At 30.8% G+C, this 21,858-nt stretch carries 20 protein-coding genes; 6 read left to right on the top strand and 14 right to left on the bottom strand.

The annotated features are described in order from the left end of the window. Window positions 1-2,370 (bottom strand): TonB-dependent receptor domain-containing protein, encoded by a 2,370-nt coding sequence (locus MK851_RS06670; RefSeq protein WP_320242565.1) that lies wholly within the window; start codon window positions 2,368-2,370, stop codon window positions 1-3. Window positions 2,371-2,457: 87 nt separating this feature from the next. Further along, window positions 2,458-4,905: a TonB-dependent receptor domain-containing protein gene (locus MK851_RS06665; protein ID WP_303506449.1), complete on the bottom strand. Its 2,448-nt coding sequence runs from the start codon at window positions 4,903-4,905 to the stop codon at window positions 2,458-2,460. 96 nt (window positions 4,906-5,001) lie between these two features. Here MK851_RS06665 and MK851_RS06660 point away from each other — a divergent pair, with 96 nt between their 5' ends. After that, window positions 5,002-5,364: a CoA-binding protein gene (locus tag MK851_RS06660; RefSeq protein WP_303506451.1), complete on the top strand. Its 363-nt coding sequence runs from the start codon at window positions 5,002-5,004 to the stop codon at window positions 5,362-5,364. Here MK851_RS06660 and MK851_RS06655 read toward each other — a convergent pair. Genes MK851_RS06655 through pyrR form a run of 5 tightly spaced genes read right to left on the bottom strand, consistent with a single transcriptional unit; the run spans window position 5,361 to window position 8,511 of the window. After that, window positions 5,361-6,302 (bottom strand): ribonuclease Z, encoded by a 942-nt coding sequence (locus MK851_RS06655; RefSeq protein WP_320242561.1) that lies wholly within the window; start codon window positions 6,300-6,302, stop codon window positions 5,361-5,363. The genes MK851_RS06660 and MK851_RS06655 overlap by 4 nt on opposite strands. Beyond that, window positions 6,303-6,623: a T9SS type A sorting domain-containing protein gene (locus MK851_RS06650; protein ID WP_303506455.1), complete on the bottom strand. Its 321-nt coding sequence runs from the start codon at window positions 6,621-6,623 to the stop codon at window positions 6,303-6,305. It abuts the gene before it with no gap. Between the two features lie 41 nt (window positions 6,624-6,664). Further along, window positions 6,665-6,997, bottom strand: coding sequence for a hypothetical protein (locus tag MK851_RS06645; RefSeq protein ID WP_320242558.1), 333 nt, complete (start codon window positions 6,995-6,997; stop codon window positions 6,665-6,667). A gap of 2 nt (window positions 6,998-6,999) precedes the next feature. Continuing rightward, window positions 7,000-7,932, bottom strand: coding sequence for an aspartate carbamoyltransferase catalytic subunit (locus tag MK851_RS06640; protein ID WP_320242557.1), 933 nt, complete (start codon window positions 7,930-7,932; stop codon window positions 7,000-7,002). Window positions 7,933-7,956: 24 nt separating this feature from the next. Further along, window positions 7,957-8,511 (bottom strand): bifunctional pyr operon transcriptional regulator/uracil phosphoribosyltransferase PyrR, encoded by a 555-nt coding sequence (gene pyrR / locus MK851_RS06635; protein WP_320242556.1) that lies wholly within the window; start codon window positions 8,509-8,511, stop codon window positions 7,957-7,959. Between the two features lie 147 nt (window positions 8,512-8,658). Here pyrR and MK851_RS06630 point away from each other — a divergent pair, with 147 nt between their 5' ends. Beyond that, window positions 8,659-10,551, top strand: coding sequence for a SulP family inorganic anion transporter (locus tag MK851_RS06630; protein ID WP_320242555.1), 1,893 nt, complete (start codon window positions 8,659-8,661; stop codon window positions 10,549-10,551). Between the two features lie 47 nt (window positions 10,552-10,598). Here MK851_RS06630 and MK851_RS06625 read toward each other — a convergent pair whose 3' ends face one another. Then, window positions 10,599-11,345 (bottom strand): hypothetical protein, encoded by a 747-nt coding sequence (locus MK851_RS06625; protein ID WP_320242554.1) that lies wholly within the window; start codon window positions 11,343-11,345, stop codon window positions 10,599-10,601. 39 nt (window positions 11,346-11,384) lie between these two features. Beyond that, window positions 11,385-12,326: a hydrogen peroxide-inducible genes activator gene (locus MK851_RS06620; RefSeq protein WP_303506467.1), complete on the bottom strand. Its 942-nt coding sequence runs from the start codon at window positions 12,324-12,326 to the stop codon at window positions 11,385-11,387. A gap of 116 nt (window positions 12,327-12,442) precedes the next feature. Here MK851_RS06620 and MK851_RS06615 point away from each other — a divergent pair, with 116 nt between their 5' ends. After that, a complete protein-coding gene (locus MK851_RS06615; protein WP_303506469.1) occupies window positions 12,443-12,913 on the top strand; it encodes a Dps family protein in 471 nt (156 codons plus the stop codon). 84 nt (window positions 12,914-12,997) lie between these two features. On the opposite strand, the gene MK851_RS06610 is transcribed toward MK851_RS06615, so the two are convergent. After that, window positions 12,998-13,774, bottom strand: coding sequence for a sulfite exporter TauE/SafE family protein (locus MK851_RS06610; protein ID WP_320242706.1), 777 nt, complete (start codon window positions 13,772-13,774; stop codon window positions 12,998-13,000). A 49-nt stretch (window positions 13,775-13,823) separates the two neighbouring features. Then, complete coding sequence (locus tag MK851_RS06605) at window positions 13,824-14,744, bottom strand: AraC family transcriptional regulator (RefSeq protein ID WP_320242550.1); 921 nt, start codon at window positions 14,742-14,744, stop codon at window positions 13,824-13,826. Window positions 14,745-14,945: 201 nt separating this feature from the next. Between MK851_RS06605 and MK851_RS06600 the strand changes: the two genes are divergently transcribed. The 3 genes from MK851_RS06600 (at window position 14,946) to acs (ending at window position 18,843) form a co-directional block, all read left to right on the top strand. Beyond that, entirely contained in the window at window positions 14,946-16,445 is a 1,500-nt protein-coding gene (locus MK851_RS06600) for an aldehyde dehydrogenase family protein (RefSeq protein WP_320242548.1), read from the top strand. Between the two features lie 56 nt (window positions 16,446-16,501). Next, window positions 16,502-16,843: a DUF779 domain-containing protein gene (locus tag MK851_RS06595; protein ID WP_167714001.1), complete on the top strand. Its 342-nt coding sequence runs from the start codon at window positions 16,502-16,504 to the stop codon at window positions 16,841-16,843. A gap of 92 nt (window positions 16,844-16,935) precedes the next feature. Continuing rightward, on the top strand, window positions 16,936-18,843 hold the full coding sequence (gene acs / locus MK851_RS06590) for an acetate--CoA ligase (protein ID WP_320242543.1): 1,908 nt from the start codon (window positions 16,936-16,938) through the stop codon (window positions 18,841-18,843). 17 nt (window positions 18,844-18,860) lie between these two features. Here the strand turns inward: acs and MK851_RS06585 are convergent, their stop codons facing one another. From MK851_RS06585 to MK851_RS06575, 3 genes are all read right to left on the bottom strand, one after another. Beyond that, window positions 18,861-19,544, bottom strand: a complete 684-nt coding sequence (locus MK851_RS06585) for a response regulator (protein ID WP_320242541.1) — start codon at window positions 19,542-19,544, stop codon at window positions 18,861-18,863. Further along, a complete protein-coding gene (locus MK851_RS06580) occupies window positions 19,534-21,543 on the bottom strand; it encodes an ATP-binding protein (RefSeq protein ID WP_320242540.1) in 2,010 nt (669 codons plus the stop codon). The genes MK851_RS06585 and MK851_RS06580 overlap by 11 nt, the downstream gene beginning before the upstream one ends. 75 nt (window positions 21,544-21,618) lie before the next feature. Beyond that, on the bottom strand, window positions 21,619-21,834 hold the full coding sequence (locus MK851_RS06575; RefSeq protein WP_320242538.1) for a hypothetical protein: 216 nt from the start codon (window positions 21,832-21,834) through the stop codon (window positions 21,619-21,621). Between the last annotated feature and the right edge of the window lie 24 nt (window positions 21,835-21,858).

Here is a 21,858-nt window from a genome sequence, read left to right as displayed (position 1 = left end):
TTAAAACATGCCTCCTTGAGCTTCATTACTATCTCTATACTTTCTGCCTTTACTTTTGTTTTTACCACTTCCAAAATTATAGGAAAAACCTAGATGAACTGAATTGTTTTCCATAGTATACTTTCCTTTTTGTATAAACGGGGTATTTGATACATAGTCAAGATTTACAGTATTAAAAATGTCAGTACCTCTTAAGGTAATATTTCCTTTACCATTTAATACTTTTAGTCTAGCTCCAACATTAATCATAGTATATGGTTGTACAGTGTATTGAATGTTTTCACTTTTACCTCTAAAAATTCCTGATAACTGAAAATTAAGTTTTTTTGAAGCTTTAAAAGAGTTGCTTACACGTCCTTTTACTAAGATGTTTTTTACCGTTTTAAAGTTACCATTTAAAAGACCTTGAGAGTCTTGTATATAAGTTTCAAAAGAAGGTCTAAGTGTCCACCATTTTACAGGTTTAAAGCTAGCTGAAAGTTCAATACCATAACTATCAGCAAAGTCATAATTAGTAAAAGAACTAATAGTTCTATCAGAGTTTTGGTCGTCTTGTTGTAATAATCGACCAATTTTGTCATTTGTTCTTCTATAAAATGTACCGAAAGATATATAGCCTTTAGTAATTGTTTTAATGTAGTTAAACTCTAATGAGTTAGTAAACTGTGGCTGTAAGTTTAAGTTTCCTTTCGATATAGTTAATGGTGAAAACCATTCTTGAATAGGAGTTACTTGATATGCAGAGGGTCTGTCAACTCTTCTACTATAAGTAAATTGTAACTTGTCTTTTTCAGTAAAACTGTATAGAATTGATGCTGAAGGATACCAACTAAAAATATTGTCTTTTAAAGGAGTGTTTCCTTGTTGGGTATTAGAAAAAAGAGCATTTAAGTTAAACTGTTCTAATCGAACTCCAGCTTGAATTGAAATTTTTTTGAACTCCTTATTAAAGTTTATATATACTGAATAAATACTTTTGTCATAATTTAATGTTGTGTTTCCTACGAGTTCAAGAGAAGCCGAATCATTTATGTGTTCTCTATCAGTAAGTATTAAATTGTAAAAGTCTTGTTTTCTAAATTCAATTCCAGCTTCTAATTTTCCAGATTTTATAGGTTTTACATAATCGATATTAAGCAACCAAAGTTTTCGTGTGTCTTTTATATTATTTGTATAATTATATTCCTTAGAATTAGGATTGATGAACTCTTCGTTAATAGTTTCTTCAGGGTTTTTTGTTATAGAGTGATTGAGTTCAATTTCTAAATTTTGTCCTTTATCATCAAAGTTGTAAACATAATCAATGTTATAAGTCTCGTCTTTTTGATCATAATCAGAAAAACTTTTGTTATCAAAAACTAAAGAATTGTTTTCATGAACAAGAGTGTTGGTAGCTAAACTATTCTCATCAAAGTTCTGAGACGTATATATAGATAATATACTTCTTGAAGTAATATCTATATCTACTCCAAATTTGATATTATGATTTTCAGAGTTATTTAAAAAATCAATATCTTGAGTTAAGTCAATGTCCGTTCTTTCTAAATCATTAAAGGTTTCATAATCACCCCAACTTGTATTATAGTTTAGGTGAAAATTTGTGATACCAATTTTATAGTTTGTATTTAAAGAAATTTCGGGTCTTAGATTTCTACTTTGAGTTGCACCAACAGATAAACTTCCGTTAAAACCAATTTTAGTATTTTTTTTAAGAATTAAATTGATGATACCACTCATACCTTCTGGAGTGTGTTTTGCCGATGGATTTGTAATTATTTCAACGCTTTTTACCGAGTTAGAAGGTATTTGTTTTAATAATTGAGCTGTATTTACGTTGGAAGGTTTTCCATTTACTAAAACTCTAACATTTTCATTTCCTCGTAAACTTATAGTCCCAGAAAGTTGATTAACATCTATTGAAGGAATGTTTTCAAGCATTTCTAAAGAGGTAGCTCCAGTAGCTGTTAGGTTATTACCTACATTAATAACTTTTCTGTCAATTTTTTGAATAATGGTTGAAGTTTCTCCTTGTATTTCAACTTCATCCAACTGTGTGATATTCTCTTCGAGTAAAACCGCTCCTATTTTACTGCTTTCTTTTAAATTAATTCTTTTTTCTAGAGTTTTATAACCAATAAACTGAAAAGTTAAGAGTAAACTATCTTTTGGAAGTTTTTCAATTTTAAAATTCCCTTTTTCATCAGATATACTACCTGTTAGTATTTTTTTTGAAGTATTTTTGCAGGTAATGGAAACAAAAGGTAGGGGTGTATTAGTTTTTTTGTCTAAAATAGTTCCTGTAAGCTGTAAATTTTGAGCTTGACAAAAATAAGTAACTAAGAATAAAGTTAATATTAGCAATTTTTTCATGTATTGAAGGGAATGAAATTCTGCTAAAAATAAAAAAAACGAAGTTAAATACTTCGTTTTTTTTTAATAATTAATTAAAAACCAATTTTATAAGAAACCTCCGCCTCCTTGTTTTTCGTTATTGTCACGTTGTTTTCTGGCGCGAGCTTTGTTTTTTCCTCCACCAAACCTATAGTTAAATCCAATATAAGCAGTTCTACTTTCCCATTTAAAACGTCCATTTTGAACAAAAGGTCTTTCAGAGTTAAATTTAAACCTCATATCGTTAAAGATATCATTTACTCTAAGGTTAATATTTCCTTTTCCTTTAAGAATACTATAGTTAGCACCAATATTGACCATTTTCATAGGGTCTACATTCCATTGAATGTCTTCTCTTGGGCCTCTGTACATTGCAAATAACTGTAAACGTAACTTTTTAGAGACTGTAAAACTATTACTTATACGAGCATTAAAAATATCTGTTTTAACTTCAATAGTTTGAGCGTTAGGGTTGCTCAAGTCAGCAGTTCCAAATTGTTTTTGAGAATAATAATCCATACTTGCGTTTGCTCTCCACCATTTTGCAATCTTGTAACTAGCAGAAAACTCTAAACCGTAAGCATCTGTGTCGTCAAAATTAGCAAAAGTTAATATTTGCCTAGTGTTTGTTTCATCTAAAGGATCCATGTAAGTAGCTCTATTAATTACATCGGTGATGTTTCTATAAAAACTACCTAATGTTATTGAACCACCTTTTATCTTTCTGGTATAATTAAATTCAACTGAGTTTGTAAATTGAGGAACAAGATCAGGATTACCTACAGAAGTAATTAAAGGAGTACTCCATTCTCTAATAGGGTTTACTTGCTGTATTCCTGGTCTATCAACTCTTTTACTATAGCTTAACTGAAATTGATCTGCATCATTAGGATTGTAAGTGAAAAAAGCAGAAGGGTATACGCTGAAAATATCATCAGTAACTTTATCTTTCTTTACATCACCATTTTCGTCTAGTCCTGTAAAATTTCCTTCAATTTTATATTGCTCAAAACGAGCACCTAATTGCATAGATAGTTTTCCAAACTTATGACCATAGTTTATATAAGCAGAATAAATATCTCTGTCATAAGTAAAATAAGAGTCTCCTACATCTCTATATGTTTTATTTCCATTAATATCTTCTAATACAGTTTGTTGGTTTGTTAGGTTTACATTGTCGGTATTATTTACTCGATACTCTAAACCTAACTCAAGTTTACCATTTTTAGAAATAGGGTTTGTATAATCTAAATTTAATAATGTACTTTTTCTATCGTTATTAATATCATTGAAATAATCAGGTTGAGTACCTTCTAAGAAGTAGTTATTTAAATAGTTTGGAGCGTTGTTTTTTGAATAGTTAGCTTCAAACTCTATGTTATGTCCTTCTTTTTCAAAATCATGTTTATAATTTACATTATAAGCTTGATTGTGACTTTCATTGTTTTGAGTATTAGGTGAATGTTCAATTAAATTACCATTATTATCTGTAATTATAGCACGTCCTTTAGCAAAAACATTAAACCAGTTTTGAGTTGTGTAAAGTGAAAGAGTGTTTTTATCATCTAAATAAATGTCTGCTCCAATTTTAAATAAATGTGATTCATCATCATTCTGAAAAATAAAGTCTTGATAATTTTCTCCAGGTCTACTAATGTATCCAAAATTATAATTATCACCACCTCTAAAGCCATAGTTACCAAAAAAGTTCACTTTTCCTGTTTTGTAATTCATGTTTGTAGAAGCATTGTAACGAACATAATGACCAGCTTCAACTCCAGTATTTATAGAACCATTAAAGCCCATATTGGCATTTTTATTAAGAATTATATTAATAATACCACTCATTCCTTCAGGGTTGTATTTAGCAGAAGGATTGGTAATTAACTCAACACTTTTAATAGATGATGAAGGTATTTGTTTTAATAACTCAGAAGCAGGGATATTGGTAGGTTTCCCATCAACTAATACACGCACATTTTCGTTACCACGCAAGCTAATATTACCTGATTGGCTATCAACACTTACAGATTGTACGTTATTTAATAAATCAGAAGCAGTAGCTCCTGCTGAGGTTAAATCTTTACCAACGTTAATAACTTTTCTGTCTACTTTCTGAGTTACAGAAGAAGTTTCTGCACGAATTTCAACTTCATCTAAAGTTGTGCTATCTTCCTCTAGAGAAATGGTACCTAAATTAACTTTACTTGATTTACGGCTTACAGAAACTGGCTTTGAAAAAGTTTTATATCCTATAAACTGAACTTCAACAATGCTGTTACCTTCAGGAATATTTTTTATAGAGAATAGTCCATTATCATCAGTAATTCCACCAGTAATAATTTTTTTGGCAGCATCTTTGATTATAATATTTACGTAAGGAAGAGGTTGTTTGGTTATTTGATCAACTACCTTACCAGTAATAGTACCTGGTTTAGGTAGGCTACTTTTAGGCATTTGTGCATATATACTTGTAGTAAATACAGCTAAAAGTATTAGTAATATGTTTTTCATTTTTGTTGTTTTTGAATTGTTTTGATGCTTAATAGACTCTTTATTACCTAACTTTGTTACTTAGTTTAAGAGAGTTTAACGTATTATTAACAGAAAATGAAAAAACGTACTTTGGTGCTGGGAGCTTCTTTAAAGCCTTCTAGATATTCTAATATAGCTATTAAAAGGTTAAGAAATAGTGGTATAGAAACTGTAGCAATTGGTTTACAAAAAGGAAGTGTAGCAAACGTAGCTATTGAAACAGAAAATATTTTTTTTGAAGATATTGATACTGTGACTTTATATTTAAACCCTAAACGTCAGAAATTATATTATGAGTATATAATTTACTTACAGCCTTGTAGGGTAATATTTAACCCTGGAACGGAAAATACAGAGTTTATAAAATTGTTAAAAGAAAATGGGATTGAGAGTGAAATAGCGTGTACTTTGGTACTTTTATCAACAAAGCAGTATTAATTTAAAATCTCCACAGGAAAAGAATTAGTACTGTATCGTTTTCCTGCTTCAGCTAATTCAGTGTTCTTAAAAACTGTTTGAGCTTCTACTTTAAAATCGTTAATGTTTTTGTATCTGCTAGAGTAATGCCCAATAATTAATTTATTTACGTTTCCTTGGTTAGCAATAGAGGCAGCTTGTTCTGCTGTTGAGTGTTTTGTTTTATCACATAAATCTTCTCTATCTTTTAAAAATGTAGCTTCATGGTATAGTAAGTCTACATTTTTAATTATAGGAACAATATCTGGCTTGTATTTGGTATCACTACAAAAAGCAAAACTTAAAGGTTTGGGTGAATCAATAGTAAGTTCTTCGTTAGAAATTATTTCACCCGTAGAGAGTGTAAAGTCTTTACCAGCTTTAATGTTATGAAAATCACAGGTTTCTATTTCATCATACTGTTGAATATTCTCAATGTGTAACTTTCTAAGTTTAGGTTTTTCAGTAAATAAAAAACCGTTAGTATAAACTCTATGATTTAAAGGAATGGTTCTTACAGAAACCTTATCATCTTCAAAAATAAGCTCACTTTCTTTTGATTCTAATTCGTGAAAAATAATAGGATATTTAGTCCAAGATTTTGAAACTTTTAACTGAAGTGTTGTTGCTTCTTTAATTCCTTTTGGACCGTAAATATGTAACTCTTTTTCTCTGTTTAGAATCCCAAAAGTAGCAATAAGTCCAACCAAACCAAAAAAATGATCACCATGTAAATGAGAAATAAAAATATGGTTTATTTTTGAAAAACCAACCTTGTATTTTCGCATTTGGCGTTGTGTGCCTTCTCCACAATCAATTAAAAAATGACGATTGTTAATTTCTAAGTATTGAGCGGTAGGATAGGCATTAGCTCTTGGAGTAGCAGAATGACAACCTAAAACAGTTAAGTGTAAACTCATTTATTTAATTACAAAGCGTTTTGAAATTATCTCTTTATTACTTTGTATTGCATAAATGTACATTCCAGATTTTAAGTCATTACGTTGAAAAGGAAAAGAGTTACGACCCTTAACCACTTTAAGTTCTTTATTATAAACGGTTTTACCTAGTACATTTCTAACAGTTAAAATAACTGTTTGACTATGTTTAGCATTAAAGTAAATAGTAGTATTGTTTGTAAAAGGATTAGGAGATGCTATTAACTTATTAATTGATTTTTCTTGTGAAAAAACAACAGAAATAGTTAAGAAAAAAGTTATAAAAAGTATTTTTTTTACCATAAATTATCGTTTAGGGGATGGATAATTATTAAAACTTAAGGTTAAAAACCTAAATCACGCTGAATATTTTCCATTTCTATAACATCTTCTGCCTCTACTAATGTAGGAACAATGTTAAAAGTCTCAGGAAAATCATCAATAGTAACATCTTTAGATACAACTACAAAAGATGTGCCATTGTTTTGATGTTCTTCTGCGTATTTCAAAAATAATAAAATATTTTTGTTAGAGGCATTAAATTCTTCTGAAATTACAACAATTAGGTTTTTTCCTGTAAGGTTTACATATTCATTATCAAAGTTTTCTAAGAAACTAGAAAATGTTTTCTTTTCAGAAGTAATTATAGTGTAAGCAGGTTTATCAGTTATGTTCATGACTATCTTTTTATTTGTTGTGCTAACAAATAAATAACTGCCATACGAACAGCAACTCCATTTTCTACTTGGTTTAGAATAATTGATTGATCACTGTCGGCAACATCACTTGTTAGTTCTACCCCTCTATTAATAGGCCCAGGGTGCATTATGACAATTTTTTTGCCAAGATTATTTAAAATTTCCTTGTTAATACCAAAAAGCTGTGTGTATTCTCTAGTTGATGGAAAATATTTTATATCCATACGTTCGTATTGCACACGTAATACGTTAGCAACATCACACCAATCTAAAGCTTTTTTTAGATTAGTTTCTACTTCAACACCTAAACTAGAAATATATCTAGGAATTAAGGTACTAGGTCCACAAACTTTTACTTTGGCTCCTTGTAATTGTAGTGCAAAAATATTTGACAAAGCTACACGTGAATGTAAGACATCACCAACAATTACAATTTTCTTTCCTTTTAAGTTGCTATTTAAAGCTTCTCGCATAGAAAAACTATCTAATAATGCTTGTGTAGGATGTTCATGTGTACCATCACCGGCATTAATAATTTTAGCATCTACATGGTTTGATAAGAAAATTCCAGCTCCAACATTCGAATGACGCATCACAACAATATCAACTTTCATTGATAAAATATTGTTCACAGTATCAATCAAAGTTTCTCCTTTTTTTACTGAAGATTGTCCTGCAGAAAAATTAATAACATCTGCAGATAAACGTTTTTCAGCTAATTCAAAAGAAAGTTTTGTACGTGTACTATTTTCAAAAAATAAATTAGCGATGGTAATATCACGTAGCGAAGGAACCTTTTTTATAGGTCGGTTAATGACTTCTTTAAAATGAGCAGCAGTTTCAAAAATAAGCTCAAGGTCATTTTTGTTAAGGTATTTAATTCCTAATAAATGTTCAACACTTAACTGCTTCATTTTAGTTTGTTTTTTTAATCATAACTAATCAAGCTTTGAGGGCTTGGGTTCAAGGTAAATTGTATCTTCTTTATGAGTTTCTTGCCAGTTCACAACTACTTTTTCTTCATTGATGGCATCTACTTGTCTTCCTCTATAATTAGGCTGAATTGGTAAATGACGGCTAAAACGACGATCTATTAATACTAATAACTCAATATTATCAGGTCTTCCGTACGATTGTAGTGCTGTTAAGGCACTTCTAACGCTTCTTCCTGAAAATAATACATCATCGATAATTACGACCTTTTTATCTTCAATTAAAAAGTCAATTTGTGTAGAAGTGGCCTCTAAGGGTTCTTCTCTTCTGCGAAAATCATCACGATAAAAAGTAATATCTAACAAGCCTAAATTTAGGTCTTTAATATCATATTCTTCTCTTAATAACTTAGCTAACCGATTAGCTAAATAAGAACCTCTAGGTTGTAACCCTATTAAAACGGTGTTAGAAAAATCGTTGTGATTCTCGATTAACTGACATGCTAATCGATGCAGAATGATTTCAATTTCTTTTGAAGTAAGTAGTGTTTTTCTGCTCATTTGTTGCTACCAAATTGGTTTGATAGTTCAACGTTCAAAATTAAGGCAAAAATTAACGCTGACAAAATTAAACTTAATGAAACCTAAAACTAGGTCTATAAAATTATCTTTACATTTGCGCACTTTTACAAAAGACTCTTAGAAATTATGATGAAATACATTAAAAGTAAGAAGATTAACATAAAAGACGATTCTTTAGCAGGTATTACAGTATCGTTAGCAATGATACCAGAAGTGGTAGCTTTTGCTTTTGTGGCTCAAATTAGTCCTATTGTAGCGCTATTTGGAGCTTTTGTGGTAGGAATTGTTTCAGCAGTTTTTGGTGGTAGACCTGGGTTAATTTCTGGTGCAGCAGGTGCTGTGGCTGTAATTTTTGTAAATATGATACAAGAAGGACATGCAAAGGGATTACTGTTTGATACACCTGTAGAAAATATGGGGTACTTTTATTTATTAGCAGCTGTAGTGTTGATGGGAGTCATTCAAGTACTTGCAGGAGTTTTTAAGTTAGGGAAGTTAGTTCGATTAATTCCACATCCAGTAATGATGGGGTTTGTAAACGGTTTAGCGGTAGTTATATTTATAGCTCAGTTGGGGATGTTCAAAGAAAATAAGAAGGATGTTTTCGGGCAAAATATGCGTAAAACCGAATCGAAAGAATTGGTGTATAAAATTGCTGATAACGAAGTGCAAGATTTAGTTTCAAATGCTGCGTTGTTTTCAATCAAAGGAAGTTCAATTATCAACAATAAAACAAACCAAGAAGTTTTTGTAAAGTCAGATACGCAAGTCTTTGATGCAAATACAAAAAAGGTTGTTTTTAATATAGAAAATGACGGATTCTATTCCGTAAAAGATAGTGGAGTGGTAAAGTCTACTTTGCAAGGAACAAAACTATATACTATGATAGGCTTGGTGTTACTAACAATGTTAATTATATGGTTGCTTCCAAAATTAACAACAAAAGTACCAGCAGCGTTAACAGCTATTTTAATTGTTACGTTTGTATCTATTTTCGGTGGATTAGAGTCTATAAATGTTGGAGATTTTATTAGAGATGGAGGAGGAGCTGGTTTAAATGGTTTTGATGAAATTTCTAAGAAAATGAATTTAGCAGAGCTTTGGAGTAATTTGCCATTCAACTTAGATACCTTAAAGTTTATAGCACCGTATGCCTTTTTAGCGGCTTCAGTTGGGTTGATTGAAACGTTGATGACGATGAATTTAGTGGATGAATTAACTGATTCTAGAGGTGATGGTAATAAAGAGTGTGTAGCACAAGGAGCTGGAAATATGTTAAGTGGATTGTTTGGAGGAACAGGTGGTTGTGGTATGATTGGTCAAACTGTAATCAATATTAATGCAGGAGGTAGAGGACGTTTATCAGGAGTTATGATGGCAGTTACCTTATTAGTTTTTATCCTTTTTGCTGATAAGTATATTGAGCAAGTGCCTATTGCAGCTTTAGTAGGAGTAATGTTTATGATGGTGATTGATACATTTGCATGGTCTAGTTTTAGAATTATGAACAAAATACCAAAATCAGATGCAATTGTGTTAATTATAGTATCTGCAGTAACAGTAATTTTTGATTTAGCAATTGCTGTATTTGTTGGGGTAATTATCTCAGCATTAGTTTTTGCATGGGAGAATGCGAAGAAAATTAGAGCAAGGAAACGTTTTAAACAAGATGGAACTAAGGTTTACGAAATTTGGGGACCTTTATTCTTCGGAAGTATTACAGCTTTTAATGAAAAGTTTGATATTAAGAATGACCCAGAGAATGTTGAGATTGATTTTGTAGAATCTCGTATTTCCGATCATTCAGCTATTGAAGCTATTTTTATATTAGTTGAAAAATATCAAAAGGCAGGGAAAAAGGTAACCTTAAAACATTTAAGTGAAGATTGTAAGGTGTTGTTATATAAGGCAAGTCCAATCTTTGCAGATGTTATAGAAGAAGCAGTAGATGATCCTCGCTATCATTTGGCAGCAAACCCCGAAGATTTTCCGAAACCATTATCAGAATATAGTTTCTAAATCGCATGGCGATAAAAAATAAAAAATCCCGCTATTAGCGGGATTTTTTATGTGTTTTTTAGAATTAGGCGTATAATGATTATTACAACTATAAATAATAGATACTTTAGAAATTTCGTGTTTAGTTGAGTGTTTTTATTTAAGTTATCAAGAGGAGAAGAAACTTTTCTTATGTTAGTAGATGTTTTTGAAAAACTATATCCTTCGAAATTAGTATCAAATAATAACTCATCATCTGAATCCAATTGCTTTCCAAAATACCTTGTACATAACTCAAATACAAAATTTTCACCTACTTGATCTTCAGTAAATTCTCCTTCAGTAAAATCATCGAAATTATAAAACCTATTTCCATTTTCATCTATTTTTGACTTAGATAATAGTTTTTCTTCCTCTTTAAGAGGTTTACCGAAATCAATAAAGGTGCCTAGTTCTGATGTTCCTCCTTTAACCCTTAATTTTTGATTATTTTTAGTAACAGAATATCCCCAAAAATTAACAGTGCTTTGAAGAGCAATAGAACATATTTCTGTATCAGGGAAAAAATCAGATAGTGTATTTTCCTCATAGGAAGTGTTTTCTTCAAATGATTTTATGGGTAATTCTTGTTCACATATTATCCAATTTCCTTTGTATTTTGTAATATAAACGGTATTAACAGGAGGTAACATAACCTCTTCAAACGTTTTAGGAACTATTTTTTTTAGATTATGAAAACCGATACTATTTAAGAGTTTTTCTTTCTCTATTTCTTTGTTAGAGTTAATAATTACGCATGATATTTTCCATCCCATAGCTAGGTCAGTTATTTTAAAATGTTAGCTTAATGAGGTTTATTTTTTCTGAAGTGGACTTACAATTTCCACATCACTAAAAGCAATAGCGCCTCTAATTACACTATCAATAGTGCTTTTTAAAGCTTCAATCAATTGCATCTTTAACTGAGATTTGTGATAAATTAAGCTAACCTCACGTGCAGGAGAAGGAGTTTCAAATTCTCTTAGATGAGTTTTATCTCGTTCGTTTAAATCTAAAGTATTTAAGTAAGGAAGTAACGTCATTCCTAAACCGTCTTTAGATAATTTAATAAGTGTATCAAAACTTCCACTTTCTAGTTGAAAGTGGTGTGTTGAACTTCTTTTATTAGTTCTACAAAGGTTAATTACACTGTCTTTAAAACAATGCCCGTCTTCTAATAATAAAATATCATCAACTTCTAAATCATCAACCTTTAATTTCTTTTGTTTAAATAAACGATGCTCACTAGGAACTAAACCAACAAAAGGCTCGTAGTATAAAACTCGTTCTTTAATTGCTTCGTTTTCTAGTGGAGTAGCAGCAATAGCAGCATCAATATAACCATCCATTAATTTCCTAACAATCTCTTCAGTAGTTAGTTCTTCAATAACTAATTGAACTTTAGGGTAATTTTTACTAAAAGTTTTTAAAAACATAGGTAGTAGCGTAGGCATAACTGTAGGGATAATTCCTAGTCTGAACTCACCGCCTACATACCCTTTTTGTTGATGCACAATGTCAATAATACGATTACTTTCATCAACAATAACTTTAGCTTGTTCTACAATACGTTTACCAACTTCAGTTAATTCAATTGGTTTTTTTGAGCGATTAAAAATTTTAGCATCTAATTCTTCTTCTAACTTTTGAATTTGCATACTCAAAGTAGGTTGAGTAACAAAGCAATGCTCTGCTGCTACGGTAAAGTTTTTATACTCTGCAACAGCTAGTGTATATTTTAGTTGTGTAATAGTCATTTCAATAATAATTTTTGATAAAGATATTAAAACAATCGATTACCTTTATGGTAAAACTGTTAAAACTTACCTTAAATTTGTAGTAGAAAAAGTAAAAAACTTAAAATCAAAACAATATGTCAACTACAATTTTAGGATTAGATAAACAAAAAACCGAAAACTTAGTAAATGAGTTAAATACATTACTAGCAAATTTTCAAGTGTATTACCAAAATGCAAGAGGGTTACACTGGAATATTAAAGGGAAAAACTTCTTTGAGTTACATATGAAGTTTGAGGAATTTTATACGGATGCACAAGAAAAAGTAGACTTAATTGCAGAACGTATTTTAACATTACAAGGAACACCTTTACATACTTTTGAGGACTACACTAGTGTATCAAGAGTACCAGTAGGAAAAAATATTTCAAATGATGTTGAAGCGGTAAAGTTAATTATTGACTCACTATCAGAATTATTAAAAATAGAACGTACAATTCTTGATTTGTCTGATAAATCTGAAGATGAAGGAACAAACTCAATGATGAGTGACTTTATTGCAGAACAAGAAAAAACATTGTGGATGATGAATGCTTGGTTAGGCTAAGAAGATAGTTATCTATATTTAGGGGATGAAAGAGCAACGTATTTACGTTGCTTTTTTTATAAAGAATAATGTATGTTATATTAGCTAAAACAAATACTTAATTAAAATCCGAATACTTACAAAGGCAATCAAAATAGCGGTTGCTTTTTTTAGTTGCGTAGAACTAAAGAATTGGTTACTCATTCTGCTACCAATTTGACCGCCAATAAAAACAGTAATTAATAAAATAGAAGTTAAATTCCAATCAATAGAAAACTCAGGATTTGTATATTGACCTATTAAGCCAGATATTGAATTTACCAAAATAAAAAAGCTTGCTGTAGCAGCTATTTTTTTAGGAGTGTCCCAATTGGTTAAATGAAGTAATGGAGCTAAGAAAATACCTCCACCAATTCCAACCATTCCAGAGATAAAACCAATAACTCCGCCATAACTGGCGTTTTTTATCAAGTTCAAATCGGTAGTTTTGTTATTCTTGGTAACTACTTTATTAGAAATCCACATAGTAATAGCAGCAAAAAGTAACGTAAAACCTAACAGGATAAAGAAAAACGTTTGACTTATACGTAAATATCCACCTAAAAAAGCCATAGGAATACTAAATAAAGTAAGCGGAATAACCTTTTTCCAGCTATATTGTTTTTGTTGTATGTAGAGTAAAACATTACCTGTAACAACCATTACATTACAAAGTAATGCTGTAGCTCTTATCTGTGTAAAAAGTAAGCCAGTGAGTGCTAAAACAGCCAAGTAACTGGAACCACCACCAAATCCGACAGAAGAGTATAGAACAGCCACAATAAAAAAGAGTAAGACTATGTACAAATTAGTACTTAAAATATCTAGAAAAAGAGATATCATCATATCAAACAAATGTAGCTATAAAAGTTTTTTGAAAAAAGCTGATGATTTACTCTTTTATAAAAGACTTTTTAAACTGCTGAGGAGTAATCATCTCCATTTTTTTAAACTGTCTGTTAAAATAGCTAATGTTATTAAAACCAGATTTGTAAGCTATTTCAGAGATTCGTAGGTTTTTAGATTGCTTTATAAGTTTTTTAGAAAATTTAATTTTTTCAGAATTTATATAATCAATAGGAGAGATTCCTAAGGTGTTTTTAAACTTTTTATGAAAATGAGATGTACTCATACAAGCTTTCTTAGCTAACAATTCAACAGTAATATCTTTATTAGTAAGATTGTTTTTTATAAATTTAATAACCATTCCTATACGTGTATCTGTAAGCGTGCCAGAAGGATCATTTAAGATAAAAGCTTTAGCCTTAGTTTGTAATAATCTCACAATAAGTTCTTGAATCATTAAATCAAGAAGAATGTCTTTAGATTTGTTTTGATCGGTAAACGTATGTACCAAACGTCCAACTAAATGATTAATATCCGTATTATGAACAAGGTGAGAAGAAGTTTCGTTTAATTTCCAATTATTGTTTTCGCGCTCTATAGTAACATTGTGATTAAACTTATCTACTATCTCATCAATCTTATCAGAGTCAATACCTAAAGTCAAACATTGAGTGGGATTGTCTTTTTCAGCCAAGGGAAAATCTATAACCATTTCTTTATTAGTTGGCATTACCACAGATTCACCAGGGAAAAAATCAAAAGGTTCCATACCTTCTAAATGCATTACTTTTTTTCCAGTGAGCATACTTGCAATCACAGGAAAATCAAAAGTCAAAGAGACTTGTTCAGCACTTTTATGAGTCTCAAAAATATTTAACTCAGCATATTCAGCGTTATACGTAGTTCTGTTCTCTATTAAAGTAGTAAGTTTTCTACTTTCTTTATGTCGACTTAATAAATGGTTCATAATCAATAGTACAAAAATCTATTTATCCTTTTTTTGAGATAATAGATATGTGTTACAATTTAATAAATACGTTCAATATATTGACTATATGATATTTTAATTTTACAAAAATTACGAAATATTTATTTTTGATACAAATTGATTGTAGAAGTGTTATTTCGGGTAAATTAGTTTAAGTAAAGAACAAAAATACAAAGTTTTATGAGTTACACGAAACCAAAATTTAAAGACAGCTATGCAAATTTTATTAATGGAAAGTTTGTGTCTCCCTTGGGTGGAGAATATTTTGAAAACAAATCTCCAGTTGATAATAGTATCATAGCAAAATATCCAAGATCACAAAAAGAAGATATAGAATTAGCTTTAGATGCAGCAAATACAGCAAAGGAAAGTTGGGGCAACACATCAGCAGCAGAACGAGCTTTATTGCTAAATAAAGTAGCAGATATAATTGAAGCAAATTTAGAAGAGTTTGCATTAGTAGAAACCTGTGATAATGGAAAACCAATACGAGAAACATTAAATGCTGATGTTCCTTTGGCAGTAGATCATTGGCGCTATTTTGCTGCAGCCATTAGAGCAGAAGAAGGAAGTGCAACAGAGCTTGATCAAAATACTTTATCAATGAACATTAAAGAACCTTTGGGAGTTGTGGGGCAAATTATTCCTTGGAACTTTCCTCTTTTAATGTTATCGTGGAAGTTGCCACCAGCATTAGCTACAGGTAACTGTGTAATATTAAAACCCGCAGAACAAACTCCGTCATCAGCAACATTGTTAATGGAAAAAATAGCCGATGTTTTTCCTCCAGGAGTTATTAATGTAGTTCATGGTTTTGGTCCAGAAGCAGGAAAACCATTGGCATCAAGCCCAAGAATAGATAAAGTAGCATTTACAGGAGAAACTACTACAGGACAGTTAATAATGCAGTATGCTTCTAAAAACTTAAATCCAGTTACGATGGAATTAGGAGGTAAGTCTCCAAATATCTTTTTTAACAGTGTAATGGATGAAGATGATGCTTTTTTAGATAAAGCAATTGAAGGAGCAGTGTTGTTTGCTTTTAATCAAGGAGAAGTTTGTACCTGTCCTTCACGTATTTTAGTACAAGAAGACATCTATGATAAGTTTATGGAGCGAGTGGTGGCAAGAACAGAAGCAATTGTACAAAAAAGTCCGTATGATGTAAACACAATGGTAGGAGCACAAGCATCAAATGATCAATATGAAAAAATTCAAGCGTATATTAAAATAGGAAAAGAAGAAGGAGCGAAAGTGCTATGTGGAGGAGAAGCTAATACACTAGAAGGAGAGTTGGCAAATGGATTTTATATTAAACCAACTATTCTAGAAGGACACAATAAGATGCGTGTATTTCAAGAGGAAATTTTTGGGCCTGTAGTGTGTGTGACAAAGTTTAAAGATGAAGCAGAAGCGCTAGAAATAGCAAATGATACCATGTACGGATTAGGAGCAGGAGTGTGGACACGAGATGCACATCAGTTATATCAAATTCCTAGAGCAATTAAAGCAGGGAGAGTTTGGGTAAATTGCTATCATGCTTATCCAGCGCACGCACCATTTGGAGGATATAAAAAATCAGGATTTGGTAGGGAAAACCACTTAATGATGATGGACCACTATCGCCAGACTAAAAACATGTTGATATCATATGATAAAAACAAATTAGGGTTCTTTTAGTTGTTTGAAAATACTGAGCTTTTAAAGCTCAGTATTTTATAATTAAAATATGTAATATGCAAAGAGTAGCAATAACAGATGCGGCAAAAGAAATAGTTGAAAAACTAAAAAAGCAACATGGCGAATTAATTTTTCATCAAAGTGGAGGGTGTTGTGATGGTTCGTCTCCAATGATTTTTCCTAAAGATGAAATGTATTTAGATGAAAGTGATATTCTGTTAGGTGTATTAGATGAAGTCCCCTTTTATATGAATAAAGATCAATATGAATATTGGAAGCACACGCACTTAACCATTGATGTAACTGAAGGAAGAGGAGCAAGTTTTTCATTAGAAATCCCTTTAGGAGTTCGTTTTATTATACATTCACGTTTATTGCAACAAGAAGATGAAAGTTAGTATATGTTTTAAGAAGAAGAATTAATAAGTTGATAAACAATTAAAAATGATTTATTTTAGTAGCTTAAGCTAAAATAAAAAGGAGTATAAGAATGAGTAACTACCACGTAAAAACATTAGAAGAATATTTTCAAGTATATAGAAAATCAGTAAGAAATCCAGAATTATTTTGGGAAGAAATAGCAGAAGAACACTTTGTTTGGAGAAAAAAATGGAACACCGTTTTAGACTATGATTTTGAGAAAGCTAAATTCAAATGGTTTGAAGGAGCAAAGCTAAATATTACAGAAAACTGTATCGACCGTCATTTGCATATCAGAGGAGATAAAACAGCTATTTTATTTGAGCCCAACAATCCAAAAGAAGATGCTCAACATATTTCTTATAAAGAACTACACAAACGTGTTTGTAAGTTTGCTAATGTTTTAAAAGACCACGGAATTAAGAAAGGAGATAGAGTTTGTATTTACTTACCAATGATTCCAGAATTAGCTATTTCGGTTTTAGCTTGCGCACGAATCGGAGCAGTACACTCAGTTGTTTTTGCAGGATTTTCATCAACAGCATTATCCACAAGAATTAATGATTGCGAAGCAAAAATGGTAATTACTTCAGATGGTTCTTACAGAGGGACAAAAACTATTGATTTAAAGAGTATTGTAGATGAAGCATTAGAAGATTGTCCTACTATAGAAAATGTATTAGTTGCTAAAAGAATTAATTCAGATATTCAATTAAAAGAAGGACGAGATAAGTGGTTAGCACCTTTATTAGAAGAAGCTTATCAAGATTGTGTTCCAGAGATTATGGATGCTGAAGATCCATTATTCATTTTATACACTTCTGGTTCAACAGGAAGTCCAAAAGGGATGTTACATACCACAGCGGGTTATATGGTAAATACAGCGTACACGTTTAAAAATGTATTCAATTATAAAGAAAATGATGTGTATTGGTGTACTGCAGATATTGGTTGGATTACAGGACATAGTTACATTGTGTACGGGCCTCTAGCAAACGGAGCAACAAGTGTAATGTTTGAAGGAGTGCCTAGTTATCCAGATTTCGGTCGTTTTTGGGAAATTGTAGAAAAGCACAACATAAATCAATTTTATACAGCACCAACAGCTATTAGAGCATTAGCAAAAGAGAGTTTAGATTTTGTAGATAGCCATAATCTTTCATCCGTAAAAGTGTTAGGAACGGTAGGAGAGCCTATAAATGAAGAAGCATGGCACTGGTATAATGATAATGTAGGAAAAAAGAAAAGTCCAATTGTAGATACTTGGTGGCAAACAGAAACTGGCGGGATCATGATTTCTCCTTTACCTTATATCACTCCAACAAAACCAACTTACGCAACATTGCCTTTACCAGGAATTCAAATAGCGTTGATGGACGAAAATGGAAAAGAAGTAAAAGGAAATCAGGTTGATGGAAGATTATGTATAAAATATCCTTGGCCATCTATGGCAAGAACTATTTGGGGGAATCATCAGCGTTATAAAGAAACATATTTCTCTGCATTTGATGCTATGTATTTTACAGGTGATGGAGCACTTCGTGATGAGGTAGGCTATTACCGAATTACAGGTAGGGTAGATGATGTAATTATTGTTTCAGGGCACAATTTAGGAACTGCACCTATAGAAGATGCTGTTAATGAGCATCCTGCAGTTGCTGAAAGTGCTATAGTTGGTTTTCCACACGAAGTAAAAGGAAACGCTTTATATGGTTATGTGATTTTGAAAGAAACCGGAGAGGTAAGAAATCAAGATAACTTACGTAAAGAGATAAATCAAATTATTACGGAGCATATCGGTCCGATAGCGAAGTTAGATAAAATTCAGTTCACGGCAGGACTGCCTAAAACACGCTCAGGAAAAATTATGCGTCGTATTCTTCGAAAAATTGCACATAATGAATTAGATAATTTAGGAGATGTTTCTACACTCTTAAATCCTGAAGTGGTACAGAGTATAATTGATAACAAATTATAAAATAAAGAAAAGGGTTCTTACAAGAATCCTTTTTCTTTTGCTATTAAAATCAAATCGCGATCATCAGAATTATCAACCTCAAATATTTTAGCCATCTGTCGTTTTCTTTTTTGTATAGCGGCTAATGATAAAGGTAGGATGTTAGGTAGTTTATTTACACGATTACCAATAGATAATTCGTACAAAATTTTTCGATCTAAATCATCTAAAAAATATTCATTGGATACTTGGCTTCTTAACATTTTCATTACTGTTTTACTGTAGTATGGAGGGTCGTTAAGTACTTCTTCAATAGCATGAACTAACTCTACTGGGGTAATGTCATTTTTAACTAAGAAACCATCAGGGTTTATGTTTTTTAAAATACTATGTGCTCGATAATTATCGTTAAAAGTAGTGGAGATAATAATTTTAGACTCAGGTAGTTTTTCGTTTATAATCAAGCCTAAATCTTCACCAGATAAAATGCCTTTTTCTTCTAACGGAGGTAAGCTAATATCTAAAAAGATAATCTCAATAGATCGGTTAGAAGAGGAACACGCCTCAATAATTTCATCGGCATCGCCACAATTGTTCGCTATTTGAATATGAAAAGAAATGTTTTCATTTTGACTTTCAATATAAGCGAAAGCACTTTTGTAGGCTTCTGATATTAAAGGATGATCGTCAATTATTAAAGCATTATACTTTTTACTTTCCATTTTTAGTATTAAAAGGGGTTATAATAACAAGTGTAGTTCCTTGGTTTTCTTTAGAGATAAATTCCAAAGTACCACCTAGTTTTTGTACCCTTGCTGTAATATTTTTTATTCCAATTCCCTTTTTCTTTTTCTCGGCATTAAAACCAATTCCGTCATCTTTTAACGAAATAATGAGCTCTTCTTTCTTAAAAGAAGCGTCTAAGGTAACATTTTTTGCCTTAGCATGCTTTATAATATTTTGTAAAGCTTCTTGAATGATGCGGTATACGTTAGCTTTAGTAACCTCGTTAATTTTGTTCCATGGAATGGTTTTATCAAAGTTAAACTTATAAGTAAAATTACCAATAGTACTTCTATCTTTTAAAAGTTGGGTTAAGATAGTTGTAAAGTTAATATTAGAACTATCAAAATTGTCGCTTAACCTGTGAGAAACATCTCTAATTTCCTTTTCTATCTCTTGTAACTCATCTAAAAAAGCTTGGTGTTTTTCTAGAGTTTCGGGTTTCATTTGCATAGCTAAAAAACCAAGGTTTACTCGAGTACCGAAAAGTTTTCCTAAAACACCATCATGAAGTTCTGCCGAAATACGGTTACGTTCGTTAACACGCTCTTCTTCTAATTTAGCCTGTTGTTGTAGGGTTAATACATATACTTCTTCATTAGCTTTTTGTTGCTCAGCCTCTAATTTTAATTTTTCATTTCTTACTTTTTGTACACGCAAAAAATATAATAAACTAAGAACTAACAGACCTGCAAAACTAGTTGCTAGAATCCATATACGTTGTTGGCTCAAGCGCTCGGTTTCTTCAATGTATTGATCTGTTTCAAACTCAATACGCGTAAATTTGTTTTGTATTCTACGTTCAGCACTAATTAAACTATCGTTAAACTCTATGTAACGATCTAAGTATTTTTTAGAATTTTGTTTGTCTAAATTGGCAAGTTGTTGTAAAGTAGTTAAATAATCTCCTCCATTTTTTAATTCTTTAGCTAATAAATTAGCTTCTTTGGCATATTGCAGCGCCTTAGTGGTGTCTTTGGTGTGTTTATAATAATCTGAAATATGGATTTTAGAGGCTAAAATACCTTCTTTATTTTTTAAACTATCTCTTATTGCTAATGCTTTGTAAATATCTTTTTTAATATTTAGAGTGTCACTGATTAAGAGTTTGCAGTGTGCTTTGTTGTCAAGAAGTGTAGCATAGTGAAGGGGTCTTATTCTCTTTTTTAGGTCTTTATTATAGGCTTCAATAGCTTTTTTATAAAGATTTTTTTTTCTGTAAACATTACCTATGTTATTATATTTAGCGGAGTATACCTGTTCTTTACTTTCTAATTTAGAAAAGTACTCAAGTGATTTATTATGATAAAATAAAGCTTTATCATATTCTTTAACATCTTCTTGTAGTAAACCGAGCAAGTTGTATGCGTTATATAGCTCTTTGTTACTTTTAGTATCTTTAAAAATTTTAATAGCTTTAATGAGTAGTACTTCACCACCTGTGTAATCTCTGTATCTACCTTTAATTCTAGCCATACCATATAACATTTTTCCTCTTTCATATTTATATTTTACTTTATCAAAAACTTCATAGCCCTTGTTAAAATAATAATAAGCTTTAGGGTAATTCTGTTTTCTAACAAAATATGTAGCAAAATTCCAATAAGCATCACCTAAGGCATAATAGTCTTTTTGAGTCTGAGAGATTTCTATAGCTTTATGATTTACTTTTTTAAATAAAGAAGTATCTTTTAGTTTATAATATTCATAAGCTATAGAACTTAAATCTAGAGGTCTTTTTAAGTTGTTGTTTAAAATATGTTGATATGATTTAAGAAGTAGATTTTTTTTATTATTAATGTCTAGCTTTTTATTTTTGGATTTATTAATCCAAATATCAATACTATCACTTTGAATAATGAAAGTATTTAAGTTATAACCAAAACAATTTTTTGAGAATATAATTAACAAAAAAGATAGAATAATTTTTTTTATCATTTTAATTTTATAAAGTAAACAAATCTAAAAAAAAAGCCTTTAACATTTGTTAGAGGCTTAGTTAATTGGTAAAGGTTAATTTCCTTTACCACCATCATCTGTATCTGTATCATTACCACCTGTATCTCCATCTATAGATGTTAGGTCAAGAGGGTTATCAATATTAATAGAATTAACTAATTCTGTTTGGTTAACAGTGTTGTTTGGTACAATATCTTCTGTTAAGTCTGTACAACTTGTAGTTAACAAAAATAACGTGCTTATTAGTAGTGTAAATTTTAAAGTTCTCATAATTTCAATTTTTAAATTTTGACA

This window comes from Tenacibaculum sp. 1B UA (genome assembly GCF_033978845.1).
In the GTDB taxonomy this organism is placed as follows: Bacteria; Bacteroidota; Bacteroidia; order Flavobacteriales; family Flavobacteriaceae; genus Polaribacter.
The sequence above is the reverse complement of the archived record's forward strand: the minus strand, read 5'-3'. Positions and strand labels throughout refer to the sequence as shown.